This window comes from Pseudomonas xanthosomatis (genome assembly GCF_019139835.1).
Taxonomy (GTDB): Bacteria; Pseudomonadota; Gammaproteobacteria; order Pseudomonadales; family Pseudomonadaceae; genus Aquipseudomonas; species Aquipseudomonas fakonensis.
This window is the reverse complement of the sequence record NZ_CP077075.1, coordinates 4,550,950-4,563,284: the sequence shown is the minus strand read 5'-3', so window position 1 is coordinate 4,563,284 and position 12,335 is coordinate 4,550,950. Positions and strand designations below refer to the sequence as shown.

General features: G+C 63.4%; 11 protein-coding genes. 2 read left to right on the top strand and 9 right to left on the bottom strand.

The genetic code is table 11. The features are described from left to right. Positions 1-11: 11 nt before the first annotated feature. The 5 genes from KSS93_RS20075 to KSS93_RS20055 form a co-directional block, all read right to left on the bottom strand. Positions 12-689, bottom strand: coding sequence for a NuoB/complex I 20 kDa subunit family protein (locus KSS93_RS20075; RefSeq protein WP_008096180.1), 678 nt, complete (start codon positions 687-689; stop codon positions 12-14). Between the two features lie 9 nt (positions 690-698). Beyond that, complete coding sequence (locus KSS93_RS20070; RefSeq protein ID WP_217839350.1) at positions 699-1,112, bottom strand: NADH-quinone oxidoreductase subunit A; 414 nt, start codon at positions 1,110-1,112, stop codon at positions 699-701. 381 nt (positions 1,113-1,493) lie between these two features. Next, entirely contained in the window at positions 1,494-2,156 is a 663-nt protein-coding gene (locus KSS93_RS20065) for a lysoplasmalogenase (RefSeq protein WP_217885666.1), read from the bottom strand. A 161-nt stretch (positions 2,157-2,317) separates the two neighbouring features. Beyond that, positions 2,318-3,643 (bottom strand): isocitrate lyase, encoded by a 1,326-nt coding sequence (gene aceA, locus KSS93_RS20060; protein WP_217885665.1) that lies wholly within the window; start codon positions 3,641-3,643, stop codon positions 2,318-2,320. A gap of 489 nt (positions 3,644-4,132) precedes the next feature. Then, positions 4,133-4,897, bottom strand: coding sequence for a secretin GspD/PilQ domain-containing protein (locus tag KSS93_RS20055; protein ID WP_217885664.1), 765 nt, complete (start codon positions 4,895-4,897; stop codon positions 4,133-4,135). A 240-nt stretch (positions 4,898-5,137) separates the two neighbouring features. Here KSS93_RS20055 and KSS93_RS20050 point away from each other — a divergent pair, with 240 nt between their 5' ends. Next, positions 5,138-6,580, top strand: coding sequence for a SulP family inorganic anion transporter (locus KSS93_RS20050; RefSeq protein ID WP_217885663.1), 1,443 nt, complete (start codon positions 5,138-5,140; stop codon positions 6,578-6,580). Positions 6,581-6,709: 129 nt separating this feature from the next. Here the strand turns inward: KSS93_RS20050 and fusA are convergent, their stop codons facing one another. Both fusA and KSS93_RS20040 read right to left on the bottom strand, forming a co-directional pair. Then, positions 6,710-8,821, bottom strand: coding sequence for an elongation factor G (gene fusA, locus KSS93_RS20045; protein ID WP_217885662.1), 2,112 nt, complete (start codon positions 8,819-8,821; stop codon positions 6,710-6,712). 215 nt (positions 8,822-9,036) lie between these two features. Next, positions 9,037-9,465, bottom strand: coding sequence for a hypothetical protein (locus tag KSS93_RS20040; protein ID WP_217885661.1), 429 nt, complete (start codon positions 9,463-9,465; stop codon positions 9,037-9,039). 195 nt (positions 9,466-9,660) lie between these two features. On the opposite strand from KSS93_RS20040, the gene KSS93_RS20035 reads away from it, so the two are divergent. Continuing rightward, positions 9,661-9,963, top strand: a complete 303-nt coding sequence (locus KSS93_RS20035; RefSeq protein WP_217839344.1) for a hypothetical protein — start codon at positions 9,661-9,663, stop codon at positions 9,961-9,963. A gap of 3 nt (positions 9,964-9,966) precedes the next feature. Here the strand turns inward: KSS93_RS20035 and KSS93_RS20030 are convergent, their stop codons facing one another. Both KSS93_RS20030 and gcvA read right to left on the bottom strand, forming a co-directional pair. Beyond that, on the bottom strand, positions 9,967-11,217 hold the full coding sequence (locus KSS93_RS20030; RefSeq protein ID WP_217885660.1) for a 2-aminoadipate transaminase: 1,251 nt from the start codon (positions 11,215-11,217) through the stop codon (positions 9,967-9,969). 128 nt (positions 11,218-11,345) lie between these two features. Further along, complete coding sequence (gene gcvA, locus KSS93_RS20025; protein ID WP_217885659.1) at positions 11,346-12,239, bottom strand: transcriptional regulator GcvA; 894 nt, start codon at positions 12,237-12,239, stop codon at positions 11,346-11,348. Positions 12,240-12,335 lie beyond the last annotated feature (96 nt).

Sequence of the window (12,335 nt, the reverse complement as noted above, 5' to 3'; positions counted from 1 at the left end):
AGGTCGCTGGATCAGACTTCGTCGGGGCTGCGCAGGTTGGTTACCGCAATGCGCTGTTCGCGACGCAGGTCCTTCTGGGCTGGCATTTCGGCACGGTAGATGCCTTGATCACCAACTACCCAGGAAAGCGGGCGTCGTTCTTGGCCGATCGACTCCTGCAGCAGCATCAAGCCTTGCAGGAACGCTTCGGGGCGCGGCGGGCAGCCAGGCACGTACACGTCCACGGGGAGGAATTTGTCGACCCCCTGAACGACCGAGTAGATGTCGTACATGCCGCCGGAGTTGGCGCACGAACCCATGGAGATGACCCATTTGGGCTCGAGCATCTGCTCGTACAGGCGCTGGATGATCGGCGCCATTTTCACGAAGCAGGTACCGGCGATGACCATGAAGTCGGCCTGACGCGGCGAGGCCCGGATGACTTCGGCGCCGAAGCGCGCGATGTCGTGGGGTGCCGTGAAGGCCGTGGTCATTTCCACGTAGCAGCAGGACAGGCCGAAGTTGTACGGCCAGAGGGAGTTCTTGCGACCCCAGTTGACCGCGCCACGCAGCACATCTTCGAGTTTCCCCATGTAGATGTTCTTGTGGACCTGGTCCTCTAGCAGTTGATCGGTGACGGTTTCCCGCTCACCGACCGGATACTGCTCGTTGGGTGCATCCGGATCGATTCTGGTGAGATTGTATTGCATGCCAAAGCCTCATTGTTTCAGCTTCGCTTGCCGCTTGCGGCGACCTTCGGGAGCCCAATCGAGCGCCCCGACGCGCCAAAGGTAGACAAGACCTGCCAACAGAATTGCTATGAAAACGAGTGCTTCGACGAATCCGGTCCAGCCGCTTTCGCGGACGGACACAGACCATGCATACAGGAAGAGGGCTTCGATATCGAAGATCACGAACAGCATCGCGACCAGATAGAATTTGGCGGAGAGGCGCAGGCGGGCGCTGCCGACGGGCAGCATGCCGGATTCGAAGGGTTCGTTCTTGGCGCGGCCCCAGGCCTTGCTACCGAGCAGGCTGGACAGGCCGAGCATGAAGGCACACAGGCCGACGACACCCAGGAGGAAGATGGCAAAGCCCCAGTTGTGGGCCATGAGTCCTACCGAATCGGACATGCTAGAAATCCTTATACAGAGACCCAGCTCTGCAGTCTGAAATAAGTAGAGCGGCGACGCGCTGTCGCAGGTGCAGTGACCAAATGTCGCAGCTGAATCAATCGCGCTGATTTTATGGGTAAACCCACTGCAAGTAAAATTTCCGTTGCAAATTTATTCGTAGGTTTAAGAACAAAAACCGTTCGTAACTGGCTGAAACCCTTGAGTTTCGGGCATTGCGTGCGGTTTTGTTAATTATGTTTCTTACCTCGCGTAACGGCGGCTTAGTTGTGTAATGATAATTAATATCATTTGGCTTGATCTGTACTCTTTCAGCAGTTCTGAGCCTTGCAAAGTTCAACTGGCGATTGGCCCCTCTTGCAAATGGGAAAAGGTCTCGTTCTAGCAGCTTCGCAAGTTGTCTGCACCGCTCTGGGTCAATGCTTTGTCGGTTTTGCCGCTGCTCGCGGACGTGGCGATCAGCCACTGGCCGAGCCAATACAGCAGGATGATCATGTACTGCGCCGCTGCGAACGGGCTGACGAAACGGTCGATGCCGAACAGGCTGTCGGAGAGCACGAAGGCGCAGGCGCCCAGTGCGGCGACACCGCTGCAGGCCAGGGCGCGCCAGAGCATGGCGCCGATGGCCAGTGCGTACAGCGCCACCGGTATCAGCAGCGGGCCGAACTCGTGGCTGGCAAGCAGGGCGAACAGGCCGCCGCCGACCAGCACGGCGAATGCCAGCGCCGGCAGGGCCGGGCGCAGGGTGATGCTGCAGTAGCCGCGCAGGTAGGCCAGGTGGGCGCACAGAAAGGCGGCCAGGCCGAACACGAACAGGTCCTTGGGGATGGCCAGCAGGAGGTCGCCGAGTACCGAGAAGCTCAAGCCGATCATGATCCAGCGGCGGTAGGCAGTGGCGGGGCAGATGCTCAGCCAGACGATCAGGGCCAGTACCGGGACGGGTTTGGCCAGCAGGGCGAGCAGAGGGTTGCCGGTAGCCAGTGCATATAGATAGAGGGCGGCTGCGGCGACGGCAATCAGGAGCAGGTGGCTTGGACGGGGCATGGGCGGTCCTTGCTGGCTGTGCTGCCACAAGGATAGACCTGATCTGCAATTTTGCCGGCGCACCGGCAAGGCCGCTCCTACAGGGGGTGGTGTTCAGCCTGAAAATGAAGAAGGCCCGGGATTCTCGCGAACCCCGGGCCTTGCTCAACCGCTCACCAAACTCAGTGGAACTGCTCTTCCTCGGTCGAACCAGTCAGTGCAGTCACCGACGAAACGCCACCTTGGATCACGGTGGTCATGTCGTCGAAGTAGCCGGTGCCCACTTCCTGCTGGTGCGCCACGAAGGTGTAGCCCTTGCTGGCGTCGGCGAACTCCTGCTCCTGCAGCTTCACGTAGGCGGTCATGTCGTTGCGGGCGTAGTCGTGCGCCAGGTTGAACATGCCGTGCCACATGTTGTGGATGCCGGCCAGGGTGATGAACTGGTGCTTGTAGCCCATGGCCGACAGCTCGCGCTGGAACTTGGCGATGGTGGCGTCGTCCAGGTTCTTCTTCCAGTTGAAGGACGGCGAGCAGTTGTACGACAGCAGCTGGTCCGGGTATTCCTTCTTGATCGCCTCGGCGAAACGGCGGGCCTCGTCCAGGTCGGGCTTGGCGGTTTCGCACCAGATCAGGTCGGCGTACGGGGCGTAGGCCAGGCCGCGGGCGATGGCCTGGTCGAGGCCGGCGCGCACCTTGTAGAAGCCTTCACGGGTACGCTCGCCAATCACGAACGGCTGGTCGTACGGGTCGCAGTCGCTGGTCAACAGGTCAGCGGCGTTGGCGTCGGTACGGGCCAGGATGATGGTCGGCACGCCGGCAACGTCGGCCGCCAGGCGGGCGGCGACCAGTTTTTGCACGGCTTCTTGCGTCGGTACCAGTACCTTGCCGCCCATGTGGCCGCATTTTTTCACCGAGGCCAGCTGGTCTTCGAAGTGCACGCCGGCGGCGCCCGCTTCGATCATGTTCTTCATCAGCTCGTAGGCGTTCAGTACGCCGCCGAAACCGGCTTCGGCGTCAGCCACGATGGGTGCGAAGTAGTCGATGTAGCCAGCGTCGCCCGGGTTCTTGCCGGCTTTCCACTGGATCTGGTCGGCGCGGCGGAACGAGTTGTTGATGCGCTTGACCACGGTCGGTACCGAGTCGACCGGGTACAGCGACTGGTCGGGGTACATGGATTCGGCCGAGTTGTTGTCGGCGGCCACCTGCCAGCCCGACAGGTAGATAGCCTGGATGCCGGCCTTGACCTGTTGTACGGCCTGGCCGCCGGTCAGGGCGCCCATGCAGTTGACGAAATCTTTTTCAGGGCGGAAGGACGGGTGGGCACCCTGGGTGACCAGCTTCCACAGTTTTTCTGCGCCCTGGCGGGCCAGGGTGTGCTCCGGCTGCAGGGAGCCACGCAGGCGAACGACATCGGCGGCGGTGTAGGTACGGGTCACGCCTTTCCAGCGCGGGTTCTCGGCCCAGTCTTTCTCGAGGGCTGCAATTTGCTGTTCGCGTGTCAGTGCCATGGAAATAAACCTCGTCGCATCGATCTTGAGAATAATTGTGCTGATGCTCGGATACGCGGCTCAGAGTGCCTGGCGGCTGGCCGGAGATTGCGCTGCTTTACGCAAAAGGCTCGAAGGGGAAGGGTGTGCAGCCCAGGCGTGGCGGTGCCCTGCAGGTTGGCTCGTGGATGCCTTGCTGCGGTGCGATGCGGTTGCCGGTACTGCGGTGATGCGCTTCCGTCCCTCGGGACAACTTCTTCGTTGCAGTCGCAACCCCATCGAACAGCCTTGTGGGCCGTATGGACACGAAGCGCCTCCGCGGGTACTGGGAGGGCGCTCCGAAGACCCTTGCCAGGGCCTCTGATTAGCGGGAGCGAGGCCATCATGCCCTCGGCAAAAACACCCTGTCAAATGTTTTGTAGTGCTTTTTTGCGGTTACTACATCTTTGGTCTAATGCGACTCACGGGTCAGTTTCAAGGCCTTGGGTCGAGGCCTTGATTTGCCTGGATTCAGTCCGCCAGGTCGACTTTGACACGCAATGTCATGTTTTCACCGCGCTGGGTGCTATAACTCAGGCTTGACGCGCTGCGTTCGGCCTGGCTCTGCTGATTGAACCCTGCCAGGGTGATCCACTCGCCAAGGCGCCCGGTAACGGTTGTGTCGGTGCTTTGCACTTTCACTACATCCGGACGTTCCTGGCTCATTCGGTCATTATTGGTGCTTATTTGCAGCCGAACCGTGTCACCGCTCAGGCGTGGGGTGACGTAGAAACCTTGGGTGACGTTGCGGTATTCGGTGTTGCTTTGCATGCGCCCGTAACCGTCGGTGGAGGTACTGGTAATGGGCACGCTCTGGCCCACCTGGATCAGCGCCGGCTGGCCTTCGCTGGCCTGTACCTGCTGCAGGCCGCCCTCGCGGTTGGCGGTGCCGTAGCGGATGATCCGTGCGTTGCCGCGGTTGTCCTGGAAGTTGCTGTCGTTGTTGTCGACGCTGATCAGCAGGCGCTTGGGGGCGGTATCGAGCTGCTGCAGCAGGGCGCGCAGGTCGTCGATGCGTTGCTGCGGGGCGTTGACGATCAGCTTGTCCTCGAAGGTGCTGACCGTGCCGTCCTTGCCGATGAACGACTGGGCAGCAGGCAGCAGCTCGGTGCTGGCGCGGTGTTGCAGGGGGATGACCTCGGTGGCTGCCTGGGCGGTCAGGCTGGCGGCCAGCAGCAGCGAGGCAAAGAGGGGGCGTAGCGGCATGTCCATGATCTCCGCGGGTGGAATGCTCATGATGGCAAATTTGTCAGCATCTTGCCGGGTGTGAATCACAAGGGTGTGAATGAATGCGCGGTGGCTGCTGTCAGACAAATTCCGTAACATCGCCCACCGCCCGATTTGCCCCGGCCCCTGTGGGGGCGGGCTTGCCCGCGATGGCGTCCGATCAGGCGGCGAGATTGGCCCTGCCGACGCTATCGCGGGCAAGCCCGCTCCTCCAGGGATACAGCTCTTGCACCAATTTTCAGGACTTCAATGAAACCCGCTCGCCTACGCGCCGACCTGCTTGCCGGCCTTACCACCTCGTTCGCCTTGGTGCCCGAGTGCATCGCCTTTGCCCTGGTGGCGCACCTCAACCCGCTGATGGGCCTGTACGGGGCCTTCATCATCTGCACCCTGACCGCGCTGTTCGGCGGCCGCCCGGGGATGATCTCCGGCGCTGCCGGCTCCATGGCGGTGGTGATCGTCGCCCTGGTGGTGCAGCACGGTGCCCAGTATCTGCTGGCCACGGTGCTGCTGGGCGGGGTGGTGATGATCCTGTTCGGCGTGCTGCGCCTGGGCAAGCTGGTGCGCCTGGTGCCTTACCCGGTGATGCTCGGCTTCGTCAACGGCCTGGCCATCGTCATTGCCCTGGCGCAGCTGGAGCACTTCAAGGACGGCGAGCACTGGCTCAGCGGCGCGCCGCTATACCTGATGCTCGGCCTGGTGGCGCTGACCATGCTGGTGGTCTACGTGCTGCCCAAGATCACCCGCGCAGTGCCGCCGGCGCTGGTGGCCATTCTCGGCGTTGGCCTGCTGGTGTACCTGCTCGGCCTGCCCACCCGCACCCTCGGTGACATGGCGCACATTGCCGGCGGCCTGCCGGGGCTGGCGCTGCCCGATATCCCGTGGAACCTCGAAACCCTGAAGATCATCGCCCCGTATGCAGTGTTGATGGCCATGGTCGGCCTGCTGGAAACCCTGCTCACGCTCAACCTCACCGACGAGATCACCGAAAGCCGCGGCTTCCCGGATCGCGAATGTGTTGCGCTGGGCGCCGCGAACATGGTTTCGGGCCTGTGCGGCGGCATGGGCGGCTGCGCGATGATCGGCCAGACGGTGATCAACCTCAGCTCCAATGGCCGTGGCCGGCTGTCGGGAGTGGCGGCGGGCGTGATGATCCTGCTGTTCGTGCTGTTCCTGTCGCCGCTGATCGAGCGCATTCCGCTGGCGGCGCTGGTGGGGGTGATGTTCGTGGTGGCCCAGCAGACCTTCGCCTGGGCATCCCTGCGGGTGCTGCACAAGGTGCCGGTCAGCGATGTGCTGGCGATCATCGCGGTCACCGTGGTGACGGTATTCACCGACCTGGCCACGGCGGTGTTGTTCGGTATCGTCATTGCAGCGGTGAACTTTGCCTGGCAGCACGCGCGCGAGCTGTATGCCGACAGCCACGAGGATGCCGAAGGCGGCAAGCATTACCAGGTGCACGGCACGCTGTTCTTCGCCTCGACCACACCATTTTTGAACCAGTTCGACCCGGCGGGCGACCCGGCCAAGGTGACCCTGGATTGCCAGCACCTGAGCTTTGTCGATTATTCGGCGGTGGCCGCGTTGAAGACCTTGCGTGAGCGCTATGCCAAGGCCGGCAAGCACCTGCGGGTGGTGCACTTGTCGGAGCGCTGCAAGAAGCTGCTCAAGCGGGCCGGCGAGCAGCACTGATGGCTTTGTCGCCTGTACGGGCCTCTTCGCGGGCAAGCCCGCTCCCACAGGTACAGCGCAGGCCCTGAAGGCGGTGCAGCCCCTGTGGGAGCGGGCTTGCCCGCGAAGAGGCCGGTACAGGCGAAAGCCTTACTCCCCGCGGTTCTTCTTCACAATCCCATCGGCAATGCTGGCCGGCGCCTCGGCATAGCGGGTGAATTCCATCGAAAAGCTCGCCCGCCCCTGGGTCATCGAACGCATCGAGGTGGCGTAGCCGAACATTTCGCCCAGCGGCACCTCGGCGCGGATCACCTTGCCGGCCGGGGTCTCGTCGCCGTCCTGGATCATCCCCCGGCGCCTGCTCAGGTCGCCGAGAATGTCGCCCTGGTACTCTTCAGGTGTGACCACCTCGACCTTCATCACCGGTTCCAGCAGCACCGCGCCGCCTTTTTGCGACAGCTGCTTGGTGGCCATGGAGGCGGCGATCTTGTAGGCCATCTCGTTGGAGTCGACGTCGTGGTACGAGCCGTCGAACACCGCTGCCTTGAGGTTGATCAGCGGGTAGCCGGCCAGCACGCCGTTCTTCATCTGCTCCTCGATGCCTTTTTGAATGGCCGGGATGTACTCGCGCGGTACCACGCCGCCGACGATCTCGTTGATGAACTCCAGGCCCTCCTTGCCCTCATCGCCCGGGGCGAAGCGGATCCAGCAGTGGCCGTACTGGCCGCGCCCGCCGGACTGGCGCACGAAGCGCCCCTCGATCTCGCAGGTGTTGCGGATCTTCTCGCGGTAGGCCACCTGGGGCTTGCCGATGTTGGCCTCGACGTTGAACTCGCGGCGCATGCGGTCGACGATGATGTCCAGGTGCAACTCGCCCATGCCGGAGATGATGGTCTGCCCGGTCTCTTCGTCAGTGCGCACGCGGAACGAGGGGTCTTCCTGGGCCAGCTTGCCCAGGGCGATGCCCATCTTCTCCTGGTCGGCCTTGGTCTTGGGTTCCACCGCCACCGAAATCACCGGGTCAGGGAAATCCATGCGTTCGAGGATGATCGGCTTGTCCATGTCGCACAGGGTGTCGCCGGTGGTGACGTCCTTCATGCCGATGAGGGCGGCGATGTCGCCGGCGCACACGTCCTTGATCTCGGCGCGCTGGTTGGCGTGCATCTGCACCATGCGGCCGATGCGCTCCTTCTTGCCCTTGACCGAGTTGAGCACCGCGTTGCCCGAACTCAGCACGCCGGAGTACACCCGGGCAAAGGTAAGCGTGCCGACGAACGGGTCGGTGGCGATCTTGAAGGCCAGCGCCGAGAACGGCTCCTTGTCGTCGGCGTGGCGTTCCAGGTGCTTGTCTTCATCGTCCGGGTCGGTGCCCTTGATCGCCGGAATTTCCGACGGCGCGGGCAGGTAGTCGATCACCGCGTCCAGCATCAGCGGTACGCCTTTGTTCTTGAACGACGAGCCGAGGATGGTGGGGACGATTTCGTTGGCGATGGTGCGCTTGCGCAGGGCTGCCTTGATTTCCTCGACCGTCAGCTCCTCGCCGTCGAGAAACTTCAGGGTCAGCTCGTCATCGGCTTCGGCGGCGGCTTCGACCATATGCGCGCGCCACTCGTCCGCCAGGGCCTGCAGCTCGGCAGGGATGGGTTCTTCGCGGTAGCTGGTGCCGTTGTCGGCGTCGTTCCAGTAGATGGCCTTCATCTTCACCAGGTCGATCTGGCCGATGAAGTTCTCCTCGCTGCCGATGGCCAGCTGGATGGGCACCGGGTGGTGGCCCAGGCGCTGGTCGATCTGCTTGACCACCCGCAAAAAGTCCGCGCCCTGGCGGTCCATCTTGTTGATGTAGGCCAGGCGCGGCACATGGTACTTGTTGGCCTGGCGCCACACCGTCTCGGACTGCGGCTCGACGCCGTCGGCACCGCTGAACACCACCACCGCGCCATCGAGCACGCGCAACGAGCGCTCTACCTCGATGGTGAAGTCGACGTGGCCTGGGGTGTCGATGATGTTGAAGCGGTACTTGTGCTCGAACTGCTTGGTCGAGCCCTGCCAGAACGCGGTGGTGGCCGCCGAGGTGATGGTGATGCCGCGTTCCTGTTCCTGGGCCATCCAGTCCATGGTCGCGGCGCCGTCGTGCACCTCGCCCATCTTGTGGTTGACCCCGGTGTAGAACAGGATGCGTTCGGTGGTGGTGGTCTTGCCGGCGTCGACGTGGGCGACGATGCCGATGTTGCGGTACAGCTCGATGGGTGTGGTGCGGGCCATGGCGGGTCACCTGCGGGTGAGGGTTCTCCCAAGGTAGCAGAGGGGGAGAATCCTGCCGGGGTGACTGTCCGCTTCGGGATGACGCGATCTTTTGTAGGAGCGGCCTTGTGCCGCGAAAGGGCTGCGAAGCGGCCCCAGATTTTCGGCATCATGTGTAATCGCCGGGGCTGCTGCGCAGCCCTTTCGCGACACAAGGCCGCTCCTAAAAGGGGGTGTCAGTCGGCCTGTACCTGCAACTGCCACTGGCCTTCGCTTTCACGGGCCAGGCCGCTGGCCGGCAGTAGCGCCAGCAGGCGTTCGTGCAGGGCTGCGTCGGTGAACGACAGCAGCGTGGCCATGTCCAGCGTGCCGACGGTGATCAGGTCGTTCTTGGTGTACGACAACCAGGCCTTCTTCAGCACCAGCAGCACATCGCTGCCGGCGGTGTTGGCGAAGCGCCGGTTCAGGGTGCGGCCTTCCAGCTCGAAGGTGTGGCGGTGGCTGTAGCTGCTTTCGTCACCTGCGCCCTCGACGCAGCGGTGGCAGCGGCACGGGCCTTCACCGAAGGCGTTGCGCAGGTAGGTATTGAAGTCCACGACGGGCTTGAGGGTCAGGCGTTTGTCGACCTCGAACAGGTCGGCGATCAGGGGTTGTTCTGCGCTCACTCGGTATCCTCGCGTGGTGGGGCATGCATCGGCGGGCACCCTAACAGATCGGGGCATCCAGTTCACCTGTTGCAGGCCATGCCGGCGCACCCTGCAGGAGCCGGCTTGCCGGCGATAGGGCCATTAGAGACAACGCCGAGCATCTGCCGTACCCTTACGCCATTTCCAGCCCCACAACCCCCGAGGTAACCCCGCTTGAGCACCAAGTACCCCTACATCGCCACCGTGACCGTCAGCTGCGAAGACCGTGGCGGCGACACCGAGGCCTCGGAAAACACCAACCAGCGCGTGGGCCTGGAGGCGGTGACCGAAACCCTGAAGAAGGTGCATTTCGTCGGAACCCTCGCGGCCCCGGAAAAGTCCGCCACGCACATCTGCGTTACCCTCGAGAACGGCCTCACCTATTACGGCCCGATCGTCAACGGTCACGCCGAGCTCGAAGGCGGCTGGATCGCCTTCGAATGCGACATGCTCACCCCTGAAGAACTGGGCCTGTAACCCTCAACCCAGCTCCGCCAGGCACTGCTCGAGGATATCCAGCCCTTCCTCGAGCACCGCAGGCTCGATGGTCAGCGGTGCCAGCAGGCGAATGATGTGCCGCGCCTTGCCACTGGGCATCAGCAGCAGCCCCTTGGCCCTTGCGGCCTCCAGCACCTTGGCCAGTTGCGCCGGTGCCGGGCTGCCGTCGGCATTCACCAGCTCGATGCCGCGCATGGCGCCAACCCCGGTCAGGCGCCCCAGGTAGCTGCACACTCCGGAAGCCTTCCAGCGTGCATGGCGCGCGGTGATCGCCTGTTCCTGGCGTTCGCCCCAGGTGGCGAGGTTTTCATCGGTCATCTGTGCAAGGCTGGCCAGCGCCGCTGCACAGGCGATCGGGTTGCCCGAGTAGGTGCCGCCCAGGCCGCCCTTGGGCAGTGCCGCCATCAGGTCTCGGTGCCCGACCAGCGCCCCCAGCGGCATGCCGCCGGCGATGCTCTTGGCCAGCAGCAGCAGGTCCGGCTCGATGCCCAGGCGCGGGAAGCCGAAGCGTTGCCCGGTGCGGCCAAAGCCGGACTGGATCTCGTCGATGATGATCAGGATGCCGTGCTCGTCGCAAAAATGCCGCAGCGCCCGGGCGAAGGCCGGGTCCATGGCCAGAAAGCCGCCTTCACCCTGTACCGGCTCGAAGATGAACGCCGCCACGTCCTCCACCGCCAGCTCCACGCTGAACAGCCGCTCCAGCGCCTTGAGCGCCTGCTCGCAGGTGACCCCGGTGTCGGCGCCGGGGTAGGGCAGGTGGTACACCGGGCCCGGGAGTTCACCTACCCGCTGCTTGTACGGTGCGACCTTGCCGTTGAGGTTGAGGGTGGCCAGGGTACGGCCATGGAAGGCGCCGTCGAAGGCGATGATGGCGCGCTTGCCGGTTGCGCCACGGGCAACTTTCAGGGCGTTCTCCGCCGCTTCCGCACCGCTGTTGGTGAGCATGCCGGCCAGCGGGTATGCCACCGGCACGAACTGGCACAACTGCTCCATCAGCTCAAGGTACGGGCCATGGGGCGCGGCGTTGAAGGCGTAGTGGGTCAGGCGCGTGGCCTGCTGCTGGATGGCCGCCACCACTGCCGGGTTGCAATGGCCCAGGTTGAGTACGCCGATACCACCGACGAAGTCGATGTAGCGTTTGCCGGTGGTGTCCCACACTTCGGCGTTGCGGCCGTGGGAAAGTGTAATGGGGTGAACGATGGCAATGGATTGGCTGATACTGTCCGGGGTCATTTGCACGCGGCCTGTTGTTCGAATATGGGCAATATCCAAGCGTGCCGGGTACATATTCCGCAAACGAATTATTGGATTGCGATCATTCCTCCAATTCGCGATGTTCGCACTTTCCTGTAGGAGCCGCGTCAGCCTTCGGCCACCCGCTCACGAATCCACTGCACGAACGCCCGCACCTTGGGCACTTCGGCGGCGTGTTCGGCATGCGCCATGAAGTGCCGGCCATTGCTCGCCACCGGGTGGTCCCAGGCCACCACCAGCTTGCCTTCGCCCAGCTCCTCGGCCACCAGGTAGCGCGGAATCAGCGCAATGCCGCACCCGGCGATGGCGGCGCGGATGCACAGGTAAAAAGTGTCGAAACGCGGCCCGTGGTAGCTGTTCTGACTGTGCAAGCCAAGCCCCAGAAACCACTCGTGCCAGGCCTCCGGGCGGGAGCCGCACTGCAGCAGGCGGTGTTCGGTCAGGGCCTCGGCACTGGCAAAGCGCTGGCGGGCCAACAATGCCGGCGCGCACACCGGTACCACCTCCTCGCTGAACAGCTCGATGCAGGTGGCCCCCGGCCAGGTGCCCTGGCCGAAGAAGAACGCGATATCGGCCTTGGCCTGCACCAGGTCGAACGGTTCCAGTTCGTTGCGAATGTCCAGGTGAATACGCGGGTAGCGTTCGCCGAAACCCTTCAGGCGCGGCACCAGCCAGCGCGCACCGAAGGTAGGTTGAGTGGCGATGCGCAGCACTTCGGTCTCGTCGCCGTAACTGAGGATGTAGCGGCTGGAAATGTCGATCTGGGTGAGGATCTTGTTCACCTCGGTGAGGTACAGCGCACCGGCCGGGGTCAGGTGCAGGCGCCGGCGAATGCGCTGGAACAGGGGGTGGGCAAGCATGTCCTCAAGCTGCGCCACCTGCTTGCTCACCGCGCTTTGGGTCAGGTGCAGCTCTTGCGCTGCGCGGGTGAAACTCAGGTGCCGGGCCGCGGCTTCGAAGCACTGCAGGGCGGTGGTGGAGGGCATCAGGCGTTTGGACATGGCAGTGGTTCAACCCCGCAAAAAAGGAAGGAGTTCATTCTTTTTTAGAATGATGTGCTTCGAAAAGGTCGTTTTGTCGACCCGGCCTCATAGATT